Origin of the sequence: Parvimonas micra, from assembly GCF_037482165.1 — a bacterium.
Classification (GTDB): Bacteria; Bacillota; Clostridia; order Tissierellales; family Peptoniphilaceae; genus Parvimonas.
The window spans coordinates 328,905-347,470 of sequence record NZ_CP148048.1 but is presented as its reverse complement, the minus strand read 5'-3'; the positions used below and the strand labels follow the sequence as shown (position 1 = coordinate 347,470).

16 protein-coding genes and 1 pseudogene are annotated in these 18,566 nt (G+C 26.1%); 5 read left to right on the top strand and 12 right to left on the bottom strand.

Annotated features, from left to right (window positions below):
- Positions 1-609 precede the first annotated feature (609 nt).
- The 5 genes and pseudogenes from WFJ11_RS01665 to WFJ11_RS01645 all read left to right on the top strand — a co-directional run bounded on the left by WFJ11_RS01665 (position 610) and on the right by WFJ11_RS01645 (position 5,630).
- Positions 610-2,118, top strand: a complete 1,509-nt coding sequence (locus WFJ11_RS01665) for an RNA-binding domain-containing protein (protein ID WP_293440187.1) — start codon at positions 610-612, stop codon at positions 2,116-2,118.
- Between the two features lie 726 nt (positions 2,119-2,844).
- Positions 2,845-3,399, top strand: a complete 555-nt coding sequence (locus WFJ11_RS01660) for a hypothetical protein (RefSeq protein ID WP_293440185.1) — start codon at positions 2,845-2,847, stop codon at positions 3,397-3,399.
- A gap of 136 nt (positions 3,400-3,535) precedes the next feature.
- A complete protein-coding gene (locus WFJ11_RS01655; protein WP_338817544.1) occupies positions 3,536-4,018 on the top strand; it encodes a hypothetical protein in 483 nt (160 codons plus the stop codon).
- Positions 4,019-4,351: 333 nt separating this feature from the next.
- Positions 4,352-5,404: pseudogene (locus WFJ11_RS01650) on the top strand (YeeE/YedE family protein).
- A gap of 52 nt (positions 5,405-5,456) precedes the next feature.
- On the top strand, positions 5,457-5,630 hold the full coding sequence (locus WFJ11_RS01645; RefSeq protein ID WP_081446152.1) for a sulfurtransferase TusA family protein: 174 nt from the start codon (positions 5,457-5,459) through the stop codon (positions 5,628-5,630).
- A gap of 32 nt (positions 5,631-5,662) precedes the next feature.
- On the opposite strand, the gene WFJ11_RS01640 is transcribed toward WFJ11_RS01645, so the two are convergent.
- From WFJ11_RS01640 to srtB, 12 genes are all read right to left on the bottom strand, one after another.
- Positions 5,663-7,396, bottom strand: coding sequence for an Rqc2 family fibronectin-binding protein (locus WFJ11_RS01640; RefSeq protein ID WP_338817543.1), 1,734 nt, complete (start codon positions 7,394-7,396; stop codon positions 5,663-5,665).
- 17 nt (positions 7,397-7,413) lie between these two features.
- The gene (locus WFJ11_RS01635) at positions 7,414-8,232 is read right to left on the bottom strand and encodes an energy-coupling factor transporter transmembrane component T family protein (protein WP_009372421.1); all 819 of its coding nucleotides are present in this window, start codon (positions 8,230-8,232) and stop codon (positions 7,414-7,416) included.
- Positions 8,232-9,086, bottom strand: a complete 855-nt coding sequence (locus tag WFJ11_RS01630; protein ID WP_293440179.1) for an energy-coupling factor transporter ATPase — start codon at positions 9,084-9,086, stop codon at positions 8,232-8,234. Before WFJ11_RS01630 ends, WFJ11_RS01635 begins: the two co-directional genes overlap by 1 nt.
- Positions 9,086-9,931 (bottom strand): energy-coupling factor transporter ATPase, encoded by an 846-nt coding sequence (locus WFJ11_RS01625; RefSeq protein ID WP_293440177.1) that lies wholly within the window; start codon positions 9,929-9,931, stop codon positions 9,086-9,088. The genes WFJ11_RS01630 and WFJ11_RS01625 overlap by 1 nt, the downstream gene beginning before the upstream one ends.
- A gap of 122 nt (positions 9,932-10,053) precedes the next feature.
- Positions 10,054-11,484: a cytosine permease gene (locus WFJ11_RS01620; protein WP_338817542.1), complete on the bottom strand. Its 1,431-nt coding sequence runs from the start codon at positions 11,482-11,484 to the stop codon at positions 10,054-10,056.
- Positions 11,484-11,666, bottom strand: coding sequence for a hypothetical protein (locus tag WFJ11_RS01615; protein ID WP_293440173.1), 183 nt, complete (start codon positions 11,664-11,666; stop codon positions 11,484-11,486). Before WFJ11_RS01615 ends, WFJ11_RS01620 begins: the two co-directional genes overlap by 1 nt.
- Positions 11,659-13,449, bottom strand: coding sequence for an NTP transferase domain-containing protein (locus WFJ11_RS01610; RefSeq protein WP_293440171.1), 1,791 nt, complete (start codon positions 13,447-13,449; stop codon positions 11,659-11,661). The genes WFJ11_RS01615 and WFJ11_RS01610 overlap by 8 nt, the downstream gene beginning before the upstream one ends.
- A gap of 111 nt (positions 13,450-13,560) precedes the next feature.
- Entirely contained in the window at positions 13,561-15,060 is a 1,500-nt protein-coding gene (locus tag WFJ11_RS01605) for an oligosaccharide flippase family protein (RefSeq protein WP_293440169.1), read from the bottom strand.
- A 19-nt stretch (positions 15,061-15,079) separates the two neighbouring features.
- A complete protein-coding gene (locus WFJ11_RS01600) occupies positions 15,080-15,892 on the bottom strand; it encodes a LicD family protein (RefSeq protein ID WP_293440167.1) in 813 nt (270 codons plus the stop codon).
- 9 nt (positions 15,893-15,901) lie between these two features.
- A complete protein-coding gene (locus WFJ11_RS01595) occupies positions 15,902-16,711 on the bottom strand; it encodes a LicD family protein (RefSeq protein WP_293440165.1) in 810 nt (269 codons plus the stop codon).
- On the bottom strand, positions 16,711-17,688 hold the full coding sequence (locus WFJ11_RS01590; protein ID WP_293440163.1) for a glycosyltransferase family 2 protein: 978 nt from the start codon (positions 17,686-17,688) through the stop codon (positions 16,711-16,713). Before WFJ11_RS01590 ends, WFJ11_RS01595 begins: the two co-directional genes overlap by 1 nt.
- Before the next feature lie 101 nt (positions 17,689-17,789).
- On the bottom strand, positions 17,790-18,566 hold the full coding sequence (gene srtB, locus WFJ11_RS01585; RefSeq protein WP_293440161.1) for a class B sortase: 777 nt from the start codon (positions 18,564-18,566) through the stop codon (positions 17,790-17,792).

Below are 18,566 nucleotides of genomic sequence, written 5' to 3'. Positions count from 1 at the left end.
ACCCTCCATAAATAAAATATACTTTCATACAATTATATTATAACACAAAAATAATAGCAGAATATATACTATTTTTTCAAAATTCATCTAATTATCTTCTATTTGACTTTGTAAATTATAAAAGTTTATATAAACTTACTTAATTATATTTTATTGCTTTTTATAACTTTTTATTTTATAATTATAGAAAAGACACAATTTTATTAATAATTTAACTCTTATTATCATGGAAATCTTGGATACTATCTAAAAAAATAATTTACAAAGTTTGTAATACCTAAATTTTAGTACTAAAATGATAAATAATTATACAAATAGTAAAAACCATATATAGATAAAGTTTATCAAATATATTTTTCACTATAATATAGAAAATGATTTATGGAACTGAATCTTATATATATATATATAACAAGTAAGTAATATAAATCTAACTGAAATTAAAATAATTACAGCTAGTATTCAAGAAAATATTATATTATGTCTTATATTTTTAAAAATTTTTATTAGCGGTCGATTACGCGGTCGATTATACATTAGCTATAATCCTTTGTTTTCACAATTTTTTTTGTTGGCGGTCGATTACGCGGTCGATTAAAAGGAGTAATTATGTTAACAGAAAAAGAAATTTTAGAATTTTTAGAAATTGGCGAAAACCAGTATATTGAATTCAAAAAAGCAGAGCATAAATTTCCCATTAATGCATTAGAAACTATAAGTGCCTTTGCAAATACAAATAAAGGTTATATTTTATTAGGCATAGAAGAAAACAAAAAAAATACTGTAGTAGGGGTTTCTAGCCCTAAAAAAATAATTAAAGAATTATTTAACCACATGAATAATTCCAATGAAATAAGCAGGAATGTAATTAACGAAAATAATGTATATGAATTAAAAATAGATAGCAAAGATATAGTTGTCATTGAAGTACCATGTGTAAAATATACCAATAAACCTATATATCTAAAAAATAATCCTTTCAAATCTTATATACGTCAAGGTGATGGTGATTTTCTAGCTAATAAAGAAACTGTCGAAGCTATGTTAAGAGATTCAGATACAGAAAGTTATGATAGTAAAATAATTGAAAACTATACAATAGATGACTTAGATGAAGTTACAATACAAAATTACAGAAACTTATTTAAAAGAATTAAGCCAGATCACCCATTCAATAGTTTTAGCAATATTAAATTTTTAGAAAAAATAAATGTATTAAAAAAAGACAGAAAATTCGAAAAATATTTTTTAACAGTTGCTGGTTTATTAGTTTTTGGAAAACACGAATCTATTAAAGAATACATTCCTCACTATAACATAGAATATATAAGAAAAAGTAGTTTTTCAGAAAAAGCCTCTTTTTCAGACAGGATAATTTATGATGGCACTTGGGGAGAAGACAATCTATATAATTTTTTCTTCGTAGTATTTGAAAAGTTAAAGAATACCATCAATAGTTCTTCAAAGATAACAGAAGACAATCTAATAAGAGAAGATAATTCAAAATTAATAATTGCAATTAGAGAGGCATTAATTAATACAATTATACATTGTGATTTTTTTAGTAAAGAAGGAATTAAAGTTATAAGATACTCAGACAAAATTTTATTTATTAATGGTGGAAGTTTAAGAATCGATTTGCAAGACTTTTTCAGTGGAGGACATTCAGACCCAAGAAACTACTATATTCAAGAAATATTTAGACTAATAAATGTCTGTGAAAAAGCTGGAACTGGAATTCCTAAAATAATGGAAGCTGTCAAAGACTATAATTTAAAAAAACCAGATGTTGTTTCTAAAGTAGATTCTTTTGAATTTATTCTATGGGATACTTCTCTAATTGAGAATTTAAAACTCTCTAATGTTTATGAAAAACAAATTATAAACTATCTAATTAAAAATAAAATTTGTAATAGAAATAATATTGAATTAGAATTAAAAATATCGAAAACAACTGCTAATAAATATTTAAACAATTTAATAAATAAGAATATTATTGTAAGAGATAGATTAGGTAAAAAAATAATATATACACTTAATGATAAAGATAAAAATCTTGAAAAATACAATCTTATTAATAGTGTGTTTTCTTTACTTGAAGAATTAAAAAGAAATTAAAACAAAAATTTCTTAAATATTACTGCACCTAAAATCTTGGACACAAAAAAAATACAACTTTTATCAAATTTTAAGATTTGATTTTATAATGCCAAATTACAAAAAAAGACTGCATAAATAAAAAATAATTTTCATACAATTGTATTATAACATAAAAATAATAGTAAAATATATCTTATAATCACAAAATTTGTTAAAAAAGATTTTTTGCAAAAATTATAATTTCATACAACTATTAGAATACTCAAAAATTTCCCAAAAATAAAAACCATTATAAAACAAGCGTATAAAATGAATTAAATAAGAGTTTTTTTGTTATATTTCTTTAGCTATTCATCAATTATTTACTTATATTGACAATTAATAATTATATATATATATATCAAATGATATTATTTTAATATGAAAATTAAAACTATAAAAATGGAAAATATTTTAATATAAAATATTTTTTCAGTAGAAATTATTGTGAAAACAAGAAATAAACACTTTTTAGCATTATTAACTGCTATTATTTTTATGGGTTGTGATTCTAAGTAAAAAAGAAGCCAGTGAATCAATAGAAATATATACAAATAAAAAATCTAAAATTTACCATATTATAATAAAATTTCAAGCAAAAATTTAGTTATATTTCATAGCGAACAAGAAGCTATTAATGCAGGATATAGAAAAGAAAAAAAATAGAATTATAATAATTTATAAAAAATTTAGGGAGATTTTATTATGAAAAAAATTGTTACTATGCTATTAATAAGTATTATGTTAGTTAGTTGTTCTGGTAAAAATAATGAAGATAATAATACGATTAAAGAATTGCAAGAACAAAAAGACTCTTTAGAAAAGAAAAACAATGAGTTACAAGAAAAAAATGATTCTCTGGAAAAAGAAAATAAAGAGTTAAAAGAAAAAATAAAAAATTCTGAAAAGAATACTCTTAACAATGAATCTATTGCAAAAATTAATAAGTATTTACAAGAGTTTAATGATTCCAATAAACATTTTGTCAAGGCTACATTAGATGAAAAAACTAATACAGTTAATATTGAATTAGTTGAACAAGCTGCTTCTGATGTATCAGGAATGATTGATTCTAAAAATGCTGGCAAAGCTAATGAGAACATTAGAGATTTATGGGAAAGAGAAGTTACAGGAACTGCATTGACAATTTCAAAGAATATTAGTGAAGAAATTACCGTAAAAATTCTACAGCCAACAGATAAAAGTAAAACTATAGTTGAAGTAAAAGCTGGAAAAGTGATTAAGGATATAATGAAGTAATATCAAAATATTAAATATATTTTTTATCAATTTGATTTTTATTTTATATAAGACTATAATAGAGCTAGGTAAATTTTATATTTACAAAAACAAAAAAGGAGAATTTATATGAAAAAAAATTGTAGCAATGCTATTAATGAGCATTATGTTAGTTAGTTGTTCTGGAAAGAATGACACAGCAAAACAGGTAGAAAATGGAGCTAAAGAAAGAATTTCAGAGTTAGAAAAAGAAAACAAAGAACTACAAGAAAGAGTTAAAAAGGCAGAAGCAGAACTAGTTGAAATGCAATCAAAAAGAAGTGTTGAAAAATATCTTGATGATTTCAATAAAACTATAAAAGATTTTGGTAAAGCTATATATGAAAGTGATAAGAAAACAATTAGAATTAAGCTTGATAATCCGGCAGCAACAGATATTAATGGTGCACTTGAAAATCTAAAAGATGGAAAAGTTACTGATAAAGATCGTGAAAACTGGAAAAAATACGTTCTTGACCCTGCAGTTGAAATTTCAAAAAAAGTTGGAGGAGAAATAACTGTAATAGTAAAAGCACCAATCAAAGATAATGTTATTCTTGAAGTAAAAGGTGGACAAGTAACTAAGAACGAAATGAAATAATATTTGATATTGATTTTTAAATAAAATATACTTATAAAAGGAGCTTAATGCTCCTTTTTGTGTGTTTAAATTTGAATTTTACTACAAATTGATGAAATAAATTTTATAACTTAATCTATATAAACTCAATTTTGTTGAAATTATTATTAATTTTTGGAAAAAATTTTTATAGGTTTTAAATCAATATAATATATTTATTTTGTCATAAAATAAGTTCAAAATTATGTTTTAATTTCTTACAATAAATCGATACATCCATAAGTAAAATTAATTGACCTTTTAGCAATTTTTTGTTAAAATTGTATTTGATATCATTTAAAAAAGGAGGATAATATGATTTATACAGGATTACTTTTTGGTTTTCTTTTTGGCTTTTTATTAAAGAGATCAAGATTTTGTCCAACAGGAACTATTCGTGATATCTATCTTGAAAAGAGATATTATAACCTAGTTTTACTCTTAGCTATTATTTTTACAAATGCTTTGATTTATCATATACTACGTTATTTTAATCTTGTTCCTATGACATATTTTGTTGATTTTCCAGTAATTGGAATCGCACTTGGTAGCTTTATATTCGGCTTTGGTGCAATTATGTGCAATGGTTGTTTAACAAGTACTCTTATAAAAAGCGGTGATGGAAGAATTATAGGATTAATTTCTCTTGTAACTTTCACAATAACATCATATATTGCTGTAAAAGGACCTTTAAAGCCACTTTCCACTTCTCTTGAAAATGGAACTTTGACTTTGCCGGATGAATTTTTAGATAAATTACCTTTTTCACCAATTATATTATGTGCAATTATAGTTTTAGTATTATACTTCCTAATGTTCAGACATTATAAATCACATAAATTAAAATTTAAGTTACCTAGTAGATATACAGGTCTTCGCCATGTATTTTGTGAAAAAATGTGGTCAAAAGAACTTACTGTTATCTTAATAGGACTTTTAATGGGATTAGCTTTCTATTTTAGTAGCCTTACAGGACGTGTTGGTAGTTTTGGGATTTCAACTCCAATTTTAACTTGGGCAGATAAAATTTGTCCAATTGAAACTGCAGGCATAGGATGAGGTGTCGATGGCCAAGGTCTTGGCTGGGGAAGTATGTTTGTTTTAGGAATTATACTCGGCTCTTTCTTTACATCTTTTATTAGTAAAGAATTTTCAATCATTATGCCTAATAAAAAAACAATAATATATACAATCATAGGTAGTGCATTAATGGCACTTGGAGCTATTTGGGGACAAGGTTGTATCATTTCAAACGGCTTTGTTTTCACTGCTCAATTATCTATGAAAGGCTGGTTTGCATTTGTATTTTTAATGATAGGAATTTGGATAAGTGCAAGAATATTTTTAGTTACAAAACAAAGGAGTTAAGATGGACGTAATAAAAGTAAATACACATGGACTTGATTGACCTCTTCCACTTATAGAGCTTAAAAAAGCTTTAGGTGATGCTCAGGTTGGGCAAATTATTGAATTGGAATTTACATGTCCAGAAGCTGTTGGAACTTTACCTTTATATTGTCAAGAACATAATCATGAAATTTTATCTTTTGATAAACTTGACAGAGAAGGTTGGGTAATAGTTTTAAAAAAATAGAAAAACAAAAAATAGAATGGTTTTTTACCATTCTATTTTTTATATTTATCATACAATTTATCTTTAAAGTCTATAAATAGTGTTTTGTAATTATCGTAATACACCATTCCAAGTCCTGTTCCCTTTGCTTTTCGGATATGTTTTTTTTCTGTGTAATCTACATTTGCATATCCTTCATTTTTAAAATAACTATAATATCCTGCTAAAAATCCAGCAATTTTATAGTCATCTTCTGTTAGGTTTGCTCCTCTTAAGATTACATGACTGCCAGGTACATCTTGAGCATGGAAAAATATATCATTTTTATTTGCAAACTTTAATGTTAAGTTTTCATTTTGTAAATTATTTTTTCCAACATAAATCAATGCTCCAGAGTCGGTTTCAAAAACATAAGGTTTTGACTTTTCAAGTTTTTGTTTATTTTTTTTGCTTTTCCTTACATATCCTAAAGAAATAAGTTCTTCTTCAATTTCAGAAAGCTCATTTAATTCTGTAATAATTTCAATAGTTTCCAAAATTTGTTTTATATACTTCATTTCTTCTTCAATTTTTGGCAATTCAGCCTTTATTATTTCATCAGCAGTTTTTAATTTTTTATATTTTTTGTAATATGCTTCAATATTTTCTCTTGGAGATTTCTTTTCATCAAGTGAAATTTCAACCTCCTCCATATTATCATAAATATTCTCTACAGATATTTTTTTCATTCCCTTTTCTATCTTATAGATATTTATAGAAAGTAAATCAGCATTAATCTTTAAATCTTCTTTACTTTGATTATTCAAAAGTTCATCATTCATTGCAATATATTTATTTGTAAGTCTATTTAACTTTGTAGTTAAAATCTTTTTAAATCCTGATGCCTTTTGATTTATCCTATCTCTTAAAGAATTGTTATGGTAAAAATTTTCGACTAATTTTGATAAACTATCGACATTTTCTTTTTTTTCATACAAATTCAAGTCAAAACAATAAAAATCTTTATTGTTATTCATTTCATCTTTAATAAAAATTGGATAATAGTTTTTATCTTTAATATTTTCAACTATTTTAACAAAATTTTCGTCAATCCTTTTAATATCTTCATAATTTAAATTTGCAGAATTTATATCCGAATCAACATTTGAATTATTTAATAACTCATAGGAAATTATTGGAGAAAATCCTAAATAATTTGAATAAAAGAACTTTTTCATTGAAATAGGTTCAGAAATTTTTAAAATTTCAGAAGGCAATTTATAATTTTCATCTAAAATATTCTCTTTTTCGTCTTTTACAAAAAAGTAATCCTTATTTGGAAAAACCTCTCTTATACTACTTTGTCTGGAGTCAATATGCTTAATTGCATCAATAATTTTATTGCTCTCCTTATCAACAAGAATTATATTTGAATGTTTTCCCATAATTTCAATGATTAAAAGTTTTTTACTAAGTTCTTTTAATTCATTTAAATTTTCAATTTCAAAGCAAACAACCCTATCCATTTTATGTTGATATATATTTTTAATAGTACCTCCAACTAAATGTTTCCTCAACAACATACAAAAATTATATGCAGTTATCGGATTTTTTTTGCTTTTTTCACTCAAATGAATTCTTGAAAGATTATTTGCACAAGAAAGTAGTAATTTATAATTCTCCTTGTTGTAAATCTGTAAATTTATCTCATTTTTATCCGGTTGATTTATTTTATTTATTTTTCCATTTAATAAAAGCGTATATATTTCATCAACAACCGCTTTCGTAAAAATTCCATCAAAACTCATTTTTCTTTCCTTTATTTCTAATTAAAAATCCAAATATTCAAGAAATATCTTGATGCTATTACAAGTCCAAAAAATACTGTTACTAAGGCCATAACTATATAATCCGTTCTTGAATATTTTAGAACATTCATTCTAGTTCTTCCTTCTCCCCCTCTATAACATCTAGCTTCCATTGCAACAGCTAATTCATCTGCACGTTTTAGAGCATTTACAAAAAGTGGAACAAGTAAAGGAATCAAACTTTTTGCTCTTGATATAATACTTCCAGTTTCAAAATCTGCACCCCTTGCAGTTTGAGCCTTAGTAATTTTATCCATTTCATCCAAGATTGTTGGGATAAATCTTAGAGCAATTGTCATCATCATAGCTACAGAATGAGCAGGAAACTTGATTTTTTCAAAAGGTTTCATAACATATTCCAAAGCATCGGTAAGCACAATAGGACTTGTTGTTAGCGTTAAAAGACTTGTACCTATAACTAAAAGAGTTATTCTAACACTCATAAATGCACTTAGTTTAATACCTTCTTTAGTTATATTTATAATCCATATTCTAAATAAGACCTCTCCCGGTGTTAAAATTAAATTCAAAATCACCGTAAATAAAACAATATAAAAAATTCCTTTTAATCCCTTTAAAACCATTAAAATCGGTAATTTTGCAATTTTTATAATTGAAAACAAAAAAATTGCAAGTGGTATAAAAACAAGAAAACTTTTTATAAAAAATATGGAAAGTATAAACATAAAAATAAAATATAGTTTAAGTCTAGGATCTAGTCTGTGAACAATACTATCTCCCGGAAAAAATCTACCTATCGATATATTTTTTACCATTAATTTTTCCTCAATTCTCTTTTAATTTCGCTAAAAGCTTCATCAACTGTTAGAATATTTTTACTAAAATGATGTCCTTTTTTTCTTAAAATATCCATAAGTTCCGTAATTTGCGGAACATTAAGTCCAACTTTTTTTAAATCGTCTACATCGCTAAAAGCTTCTTTTGTACTTTTGTCTAAGTGGATATGTCCATTTTTCATTATAATAATTCTATTTACTAGTTTTGCAACATCTTCCATGCTGTGAGAAATCAAAACTATTGTAATATTATTCTTCTCATAAAGCCTTTTAATTTGAAAAAATAGTTCGTCCCTTCCCTTAGGGTCAAGTCCTGCCGTAGGTTCATCTAAAATTAAAATATCAGGTTTCATAGCCAAAATTCCTGCTATCGCAACCCTTCTTTTTTGACCTCCAGAAATTTCAAAAGGAGATTTATCCTTTTTAGCTTCATAATCAAGTCCTACAATCTCCATTGCTTCCTTTACTCTCTCTGTAACTTCTCCTTCACTAAGTCCCATGTTCTTAGGTCCAAAAGCAATATCTTTTTCAATTGTTTCTTCAAAAAGTTGATATTCAGGATATTGAAAAACTAATCCAATTTTATATCTTAAGCCACTCTTAGCAAGTTCCTTATCTTTAGTGTTCATATCCCCAATAAAAACATCACCACTTGTAGGCTTTAGAATTCCATTAAAATGTTGAATTAATGTTGATTTTCCACTTCCTGTATGTCCTATAATACCAACAAATTCTCCCTTTTTTATAGTTAAATCTATATTATCTAAAGCAAGTTTTTCAAAAGGAGTTTTTTCTCCATAGACAAAACTTACATTTTTAAAATTTATATCCATTATTTTAATTTTCTCTCCAAAAATTCTATCATTTCATCATTTGTTAAAATATCAGAAGGAATTTCTACCCCGTCATTCTTTAAAATATATGCAAGTTCTGTAACCTGCGGAACAGAAAGTCCCAATTCTCGTAAAGTTTCGACATTTGAAAAAACTTTTTTAGGACTGTCATCAAACTCAATCTTTCCTTCATTTAAAACGATAACTCTATCAGCAAGAACAGCCTCTTCCATATAATGAGTTATGTATAAAATAGTCTTATTTTCTTCTTTGTTTAATTTTAAAATAGTATCAATAATATCTTTTCTTCCAATAGGATCAAGCATTGCTGTAGATTCATCGAAAATTATTACATCCGGTTTCATAGCTAAAATTCCTGCTATAGCAACTCTCTGTTTTTGTCCACCAGAAAGCATATGTGGAGAATGCTTCTTATACTCCTGCATCTCAACAATTTCTAAAGCTTCATCAACTCTTTCTCTTATTTCAGCTGAAGGCACTCCTAAATTTTCAGGTCCAAAAGCTACATCTTCCTCTACAACTGTTGCAACAAGTTGATTATCAGGATTTTGAAAAACCATGGCACATTTTTGTCTAATATCCCAAATTTTATTCTCATCTTTTGTATTAATCCCAAAAATTTCAATTTCTCCATCTGTTGGAGTAATCTGAGCATTTAAAAGTTTTGCTAAAGTAGATTTTCCGCTTCCGTTATGTCCCAAAATAGAAATTAATTCCCCCTTATTCACAGAAAAACTAACTCCATCCAAAGCAATACTTTTCTTATCATCCTCACCAGTATATTCATATCTTAAATCTTTTATATCAATTATTTTTTCATTCAAAATTTATCACCTACTAACAATTTATGATAACATAAACAATACATTTTTTCAATAATAACAAGTATTGAATACCCAAAAATCAGCAAAAAAGACAACTTTTATAAAGTTGCCTTTAAAATATTCTATACTATTTCTAAATCATTTCTATCTTTTAACATATATAACTTTAATGGACTTAAACTTGCTAGCCAATATAAAAGTCCTCCAAAAATTGCAGTAAATCCACTACCTGTTGTAATTAAGAACAGATTGCTTTTAATTGCTCCCGTCATTGGATTATATACAAATAACATTGCTAATGCAAAAGTTATTATTACAATTCCAAGACCTACTAAGTTAAAACCATTTGTAAATTTATAGGAATCATGTCCTCTAATAAAAAACGCAGATTTTAAAGATAGCATTCTTTTTCTAACTATTAAATAATCTACAACAATCATCCCTATTATTGGACCTTGAATATATGCCGCTAATGAAATAAATGAACCAAAATACTCTTCGACTCCACCCCAAATAGTCAATCCACTAACATAAATCATAGCTATAATTACTAATTTTTTGTAGCTTAATTTAGGCATACCGCTCTTTATTATCATACAATTAACATAGGAACCAGTTCCCTGTGTTCCAATATTTGCAAAGGCAACTAAAAGCAAACTCAATAATGCAAATCCCGGAGTTGCCAATGTTGATAACATTTTTGTAGGATCACTTTCATATACACCAGTTCTTACAAACATTGCCAATGCCATAACACCTCCTGTCGCTACGAAAAATGGTGCTACAGCTCCATAGGATAAACTTGTTGCCCAATATCCACTTTTTTCAGATTTTGCAAGTCTAGGAAGTACTAGAGCCTGTGTTGACCAAGAAAATGCAAAAGCAATATTTCCTTCTCCAGATAACATAAAGTTTTGTAATTTTGTAGTTCCTTCAGCTAAGATAGGTTTAACTTTTAGAATATCAGAAATTGGAACTGCAAAAAGACAAATTGCAACTATTATAACTCCAACCACAAGCAAAGCCATAACTAAAAATCTGTTTGTCCACTTAATAACCTCAGGTCCTCCAAGTGCAATTAAAGTTCCAAGCACAACACATACTGTTCCAAGTAACGGTTTGAAAATTATAGGATTTAATTCAACTCCAAAACTTAATGCAAGATTAATCATAGATGAAGCAAAGAGATTTGCTGCAACTGCATACCAACCGAAGTTTGCAAAACTTATAACTGTTGATAAAATTGCAACTCCTTTTTCTCCCAAAACACTTCTCAACCATATCCACAAATCTATTCCATAACGCACGGCAAATAACACAGGCAAACATTCTATCATTACAAATATTAGATTGAAACAAAAAATATTTATAATCATCTGTTTAAATCCTAAAAATTGTGCAACATAGGCTCCTTGTGTATAACACCAAGTTGCTATTGCAAAACCACTTGTGGTTAAAAACAAATCTAAGAAAGAATACTTCCTTTCGTAATTCATCATAGGGACAACACCTGTTACCGTCTCCTGTTGAATATAATTTAATTTCCCACTCATTATTCAATTACTCCTATCATACATAATATAACTAAAAATATAGAAATTATTACAATTCCACAAATAAGAAGCCAATCTATTTTAGTGATTTTTTTAGGAAATTCATAATCTTCTTTAGACATTATATCCAATCTTTTTTCTGTTTCTTCGTAAATAATTTTTTCAATAGACAGATTATTCATTACTATCTCCTCGTTCATATAATTTCAAAGCATAATCAGCATATTCTTTAGTATGATTATACCAAATATATAAATATTCCCCAATGCTCTTCCCTTGAATTTCTTGATTAATTGCCCATAAAAACCAATAAAACGAACTTACTGCAACATAAGCAATATAATGTCTTAATTCTTCATCCGTAGGATTTCCATCAAAATATTCTTTTATTATATCAACTGCTTCATCAAAAGAGTATGTTGAGCAAGTTATAAAACAACCAATATCTCCTGCAGGATCTGACATTGAAGAATATTCCCAGTCTATCAAATACATTTCATCTCTGTTATCCAATAAAAAATTCAAATCATAACTGTCACAATGGCAAATGCACTCTTTTATATCATCTTTTTCTAAAAATGTTTTTAATCTATAAACTTTATCGTTCATTAAATTCATATCTTCAAAATCATCACGATGTGAATTTTTTATTTTAATTTTAAAATTTTCAATTTCCTCAAAAATATTGAATTTAAAATCTGTTTTTTTGCCACTTGTATGAAGTTTTTTAAGCATAGAGATAGCTCTTTTTACATTCTTTTTATCAGCATAATCGAGAATTTTTACATCTTCGATAAATTTTGAAATTTTCCAACCACTATCCTTATCCATATAAATATAAGTATCATCTAAACCCAATTCTTTTGCAATTTTCATTGAGTCAAACTCACTTTTTCTATTTATGATTAATTCAGTTCCGGGGCCTGGATGTCTATATACATAGGACTTTCCCTTACAACTGAATTTAAAAGAAGTATTTGTCATTCCCATTTTTATAGGTTTAATATCCTTTATTTCTTCTTCATTACATTTTAGAACAGAGCAAATATTTTGGAAAATTTTAGAGTCAGAATTAGTAACATATTTTTCGTCAAAAAATCTTAACTCCTCCAAAGAATCAAATTCTTTTATATCTTCTACATCATATTTTCTAATATACATATTATCCAATTCTTTTATATGACGCATATAAAAAGTTTCCCATAAATTTTCTCTAACTATGGGCTCATGATATTCAGCTTTTAAAAGTTTTACAAATTTATCACTAAATTCTCTATCGAAAAATACATGACCAAGCATTATCCAATCGTCTTTTCCCCCAATTGTTATTCCTGTAATTCTTCCCTTTTTATCACATTCTGCAAAGTATTCATCACTTTCTCCATCTTGGTAAACTGCAGAGTAGTATGCTCTATAAACATATTTTTCAAAAGGATTTTTTGGAAAATAATTATCTGAAGAACAGATATAAGTATTTTTTAGTCTTTCTGTAACCAAAATTAGTGATGAAGTATTGTTAAATCTGTAATAATCTTCATTAACAACAATATCTACACCAAATTTTTCAGCTAGGTAAAACATTTTTTCCTTCATATATCCTACAACTAAAGTTATATCTTCTATTCCTGCCTCTTTTAGTTGTAAAATTTCTCTTTCAATTAGTTTTTCCCCTTTTACATTTAAAAGACCTTTTGGACTCTCATAACAAAGCGGTGCAAATCTTGAACTCATTCCTGCAGCCATAATTATAGCATTATCAACTTTATAAGGTTCTAATTCTTCAAGACCTTTATCAGTAATCTTTAAATTTTCATCTATTAATTTATTATTTTTTAATTCTTTCAAAGTCTCATTAACTTTTCCTAAAGAAAAATTTGTAATATCTGAAATCTCTCTTTGAGTAAATTTTTTATCTTGATTTTTAAAAAATAAATTTAAAATATCAAATTGTTGTATTGACAACATAAGTTCCTCCTTAAATACCTTGTTCAATTATTATATCATATTATATAAAAATGAACAAGAAAAAAGCTCTAAAATATAATATTCTAGAACTTTCGAAGTATTGTTTTTTTGTTATTTTTTTGAATTAAATTTATATTTTCTAACTGTGAATTTGCTTTTTATTCCATCAATTGTAATGAATAAAATTTTGTCCTTTGTAACATACATAATAATAAAATAATATAGTACACAAGATACAATTATTGCAAATACTCTAATAAGAAATTGTACATTCAATGTCAATGAATATTTTAAAATATGATTTATTCCATAAGTTATTGCAAAAAACGGAATGGAGCATAGCACATATTTTACATAAGATTTTAATATCCCCTTTATAGAAATAATATTTCTCTTTGTTATAAAGTAAACTTGAATAATCAATACTACAATTTCTGAAAATAAAGTTGTATAAACAAAATATTCAGCTTGAACAACTTTTAATCTAAATAAAACTATATTTAAAACCAAGTTCATAAATCCACCTATAAAATAGAAGGCAGTTATATTCTTTTCATATCCCCTTACAAATAAAACTTGATTTGCAAGTAGTTGATCTAATGCCCACATAACTATTCTAAGCGAAAACAGTTTTAAAATAAACCCAGCTTCTAAATATTTTTCTCCTGCATATATCAGCATTACTTCATTAGATACACAACTTAATCCAATACCCATAGGAATTACCAAGAATAAAAAGGTCTTTGCAACTTGATTTAATAATTCCGTATAATTTTTTTCATCACTATTCCCATGATAATATGAAAGCCTTGGAATACTTACTACTATTATAGAATAAACTACACTTGTAATAAGTTGAGCTATTGACAACGCAAAGGTATAGTAGGAAACTGAAATTTTTGCATCTAATAATGAAAGCACAGCTCTATCTAATGCAGTATATAACATATATGAATTAGCTAAAAGTAACATTCCAATTAATGGTTTTATGTGAATTAAAATATCTTTTAGTTCAATTTTTACAAATTTTACTTTTTTCTTAATATAATAAAAACTAATTAAATAGTTTATAAGATTTGTAATTGATAAGATAAAAGCATAATTAACTATATCATCTGCTTTTCGTACAAATGCAAAAATAGAAACTAACATAAGTACACGGATAAATAATGTTTTAAAGAGTATAAATCCGTAGTTTTCAAAAGCCTCATTCATCCATTCTATAGTTACAAATTGCGTAAAGATTTGAATACTAAGTGCAATATACAACATATACATATTGGAATTTACATTCACAAGCATATATATTATATACAAAATTCCAATGCTTAAAGAGCTTATTACATTAATTGAAAATAAAACAGTAAAATTTTTACTTATTTCTTTCATATTATTTTTAACTCTACTTATCGAACGAATTCCATAACTGTATATTCCAAATGCAGCAAATGGAATAAACAAATTTAGTATGGAATTTGCAGCATTAAATTCCCCATAAGCCTCCTTGCTCAAAATTCTGGCAAGGTATGGACCTGTAATCAGAGGAAAAAGAATATTAAAAACTCTAACTAAAATACTCGCTAAAGCATTAACTTTTATATTTTTTGCCATATCTAAAATTATTTCTCCCTTATTTTATTCTGTAAGCATCTAATAGATGTGATTTATACTCAATTTCTGCATCAGAAGGCTTTTGCATATAATCTCCATAAAATTGAGTTAAAATCTTATCATAATTTTTAGGAGCTGGTACCATCATATCCTCAAAAGGTAATTCTATTAATTCTTCATAAGTTCCCGTTTCAAAAACTTCCTTCATTCCGGTTTTATCAACTCCTACAGCAGCTTCATAAATCCCATTATCATCAGAATATCTTTCTACAAGTTTTTGAATTTTCTTTGTAAAAAATCTCGGATTTACAAATGCCAACAAATGCCAAAAGACAACTCTGCAAAAATCTTTTATTCTGCTATCTTTATGAATTATATATTTTTTCTTTATGAAACAAATATGTTTCAAAGTTACCATCAAATGTGCTTTTTTAACAAAATTTAAGTCATTAAATTTATCAATCGGAAATACATCAACAAAAACATTGCTGTCTTTTCTATTTCTCTTTACACTATCTTCCAACAGAGTGTGCTTATCTATTACTACAAGAAAATTTTGAAAATACCAATCACTATTGTCCTTAGATAAAATTGTATATCTTTCATTATTTTCTTCTATTACAGCTCTTTGAAATCTCTCATAATCTTCCCTATACATTGCAACATCAATATCATCATCCCAAGGAATAAAGCCCTTGTGTCTTACAGCTCCAAGTAATGTTCCATAGCTTACAAAATATTTTATATTATATTTTTTACAAATATAGTCAATGAACTTTAAAATATCCAATTCATATTTTTTTAGTTCATCAACTGTAAGTCTCTCTTTCATCTTAATCTCCTAATCTATATAATAAGCCTTAATTTCATGAGGATATACTCTCTTTTCAACAGGTGGAAATTCCATATATTCTCCATAGTATTTTTTTAAAATTTCATCATATTTTTTTGGAGCAAAAAATCTACTATTTTCAAACTCTAACTCGATTAATTCATCAAAAGGGTTATAGTCGAAAACATCATCATACTTCCATTTTGAGCAACCTATAAGACCTAAATACTTCCCACTATCTTTAACTTTCGCTTCAACAATTTTCTTGATTTTCTTAGCAAAATATCTAGGTGAAACTGGTTTTAAAACTGTCCAGAAAAATCTCCTAATAAAATCCTTTAATTTACTATCACCATATTGAATATTTTCTTTTTTCGAAAAAGATAGAAGTTTAAAACTTTCTAACTTATATGTCTTTTCAACTATACTTAAATCATCGAAGAAATCCATAGGAAAAATATCAATAAAAATTCCTGAATCATAAGTCTTATAATTTCTTTCATCTTCAATTTTAGTCTTTGAATTTACAACTTTAATAAAGTTATTATAATATTTGTCATTTAGTTCCAAAGATAAAATTTTATAAATTCCATCATCTTTTGAAAATAAATCTATAAACTTTTCATAGTCTTTTCTAAACATACAAATATCTATATCGTCATCCCAAGGAATAAATCCTTTATGTCTTACTGCTCCAATCAACGTTCCATAATTTATAAAATATTTTATATCATTTTTAACACAAAAATCGTGAATATATTGTAAAATTTCAAGTTCTATTAATTTTATTTCATCCATAGAAAGATATTTGATTTCCATTAAGCATTTACTCCTTTTTTCTTCAAGTCTTTTAAAAGTAAAAATCTATATAATTTAACATTTAATTTTAACATTATTACTGCAATTCTTCTACCTTTTCTAAAATTCTTATTTTTAAAAATCTTCCAAAAATTCTTCTTTAAAAATCCTAAAACTTCTCTATATTCTGAAATATTTTTATAATTATTACTTAATAACATTTTATCAAAAACCATAAAATGAGCATATGAAAGCCTGAAAAAAGCAAATTCAGAAAGAGAAGGAACTTCCTTATTTATATAGTCATAAAAATTAGAATAAATTTCTATGCAATTCATATTTTTTACAGTATATGGTTTTGTTGTAATACTATTTTCTCTATGAAAATAATAATAATATGCCTTTGTAGTTACAACATATTTCTTTGCATATTTTACAAGCTCAAACTGATAAAAAGCATCCTCATAAATTTTTCCAACAGGAAAAGAGATTTTACTAGCAATTTCATAAGAGATAAGTTTATTACAAATAGTTCCTGGAATTTTTTCTCCAATGAAATACTCTTTTAAAAATCTATCTTTTTCACAGCTAAAATACAAATCTTCCTTACATTGTGGTGATTGATTATCAGAATAAACATTATATACTCCACAAATAGATACATCTGCATTTTCGGATTTTATATTTTTATAAAGTTCTTCAACCATATTTTCTGAAATATAATCATCAGAATCTATAAATAATACATATTTACCTGTCGCAAATTTCATTCCATGATTTCTAGCGCTTGACAAACCACCATTTTCTTTTGTATAGAGTTTTGCTCTATTTTCATTTTCAACAAATTCTTTACAAATTTTTTCGCTATTATCAGTTGCTCCATCATTTACTATTATAATCTCTATATTTTTATATGTTTGATTGGCAATTGTCTCCAAACATTTTTTTACATATTTTTCTACATTATATACAGGTACAATAATACTTATCTTGTCCATAATTCTCCCTTATATTATAATAATACAAATAGTATACTATAAATCCTTAAAATTTACAATTTTTCACAAAAAACAAAGGAGATATAAATCCCCTTATGATTTTACTTATCTTTTAATTTTGCAAACAAAATTCTTCTTGCTGTATTGTCATCGGGTGTCTTACAAGTTACAAGCATTAGAATTTTTGTGTTTTCATCAATTTTATCAACCTCTGACTTTGGAATATGTTTAGACAATTCTTTTTTCATTGCTTCTACATCTTCATTTCTCTCAGAACTTTGTTCATACAGTGAAGTATCAGGATCTACAAGATCAATTCCAAGTACCTCATATTCTAGTTTTCCTTTTTCTGTATAAAGATAAAATGTCTTATGATTTTCTAAAAATGATTTATCTTCAAATTTTCTCAACTCATAAAATTTTGTCTTATCCCAAATATTATGTCCAAATATATAACTAATTCTATCTGAAAAATCAGGCTTATTATATACATCTAAAAATAATGTTCCAGTAACGGGATATGTTTTTTTATTAAAATCTCTCCATAGATAGTAATCATTGTCTTTCCCCTGAACAACTGGCTCATCTATATTAGTATCAGGAACTTCTAGCCAACCTATTGAATCAGAATTTAGTTTTTTTAATTCTTCTAAGTTTACCTCTTTTTTAGTCTCTTTTTCTTCACCGTTAAAAACAGACTCTTTTAAATCTCTTAAATCTTTCCCAGCTTTATATGAACCATAATAATCTTTGATTATATTTCCAGCAGAATATATAAAAACACCTAAACATATTACAAAAAGTATATTCCAAAACCATTTTTTAGCTTTGCTCTGTTTTTTCTTTACTTTTTTTACATCTATATCTTCTTTTTTCAT

What these genes read in the sequence shown, in the direction of transcription:
- WFJ11_RS01665 (WP_293440187.1), top strand. Translation starts at nt 610, where the DNA reads ATGTTAACAGAAAAAGAAATTTTAGAATTTTTAGAAATTGGCGAAAAC.
- WFJ11_RS01600 (WP_293440167.1), bottom strand. Translation starts at nt 15,892, where the DNA reads ATGAAAGAGAGACTTACAGTTGATGAACTAAAAAAATATGAATTGGAT.
- WFJ11_RS01655 (WP_338817544.1), top strand. Translation starts at nt 3,536, where the DNA reads ATGAGCATTATGTTAGTTAGTTGTTCTGGAAAGAATGACACAGCAAAA.
- WFJ11_RS01615 (WP_293440173.1), bottom strand. Translation starts at nt 11,666, where the DNA reads ATGAATAATCTGTCTATTGAAAAAATTATTTACGAAGAAACAGAAAAA.
- WFJ11_RS01630 (WP_293440179.1), bottom strand. Translation starts at nt 9,086, where the DNA reads ATGGATATAAATTTTAAAAATGTAAGTTTTGTCTATGGAGAAAAAACT.
- WFJ11_RS01595 (WP_293440165.1), bottom strand. Translation starts at nt 16,711, where the DNA reads ATGGAAATCAAATATCTTTCTATGGATGAAATAAAATTAATAGAACTT.
- WFJ11_RS01635 (WP_009372421.1), bottom strand. Translation starts at nt 8,232, where the DNA reads ATGGTAAAAAATATATCGATAGGTAGATTTTTTCCGGGAGATAGTATT.
- WFJ11_RS01640 (WP_338817543.1), bottom strand. Translation starts at nt 7,396, where the DNA reads ATGAGTTTTGATGGAATTTTTACGAAAGCGGTTGTTGATGAAATATAT.
- WFJ11_RS01610 (WP_293440171.1), bottom strand. Translation starts at nt 13,449, where the DNA reads ATGTTGTCAATACAACAATTTGATATTTTAAATTTATTTTTTAAAAAT.
- WFJ11_RS01620 (WP_338817542.1), bottom strand. Translation starts at nt 11,484, where the DNA reads ATGAGTGGGAAATTAAATTATATTCAACAGGAGACGGTAACAGGTGTT.
- WFJ11_RS01590 (WP_293440163.1), bottom strand. Translation starts at nt 17,688, where the DNA reads ATGGACAAGATAAGTATTATTGTACCTGTATATAATGTAGAAAAATAT.
- srtB (WP_293440161.1), bottom strand. Translation starts at nt 18,566, where the DNA reads ATGAAAAAAGAAGATATAGATGTAAAAAAAGTAAAGAAAAAACAGAGC.
- WFJ11_RS01660 (WP_293440185.1), top strand. Translation starts at nt 2,845, where the DNA reads ATGAAAAAAATTGTTACTATGCTATTAATAAGTATTATGTTAGTTAGT.
- WFJ11_RS01605 (WP_293440169.1), bottom strand. Translation starts at nt 15,060, where the DNA reads ATGGCAAAAAATATAAAAGTTAATGCTTTAGCGAGTATTTTAGTTAGA.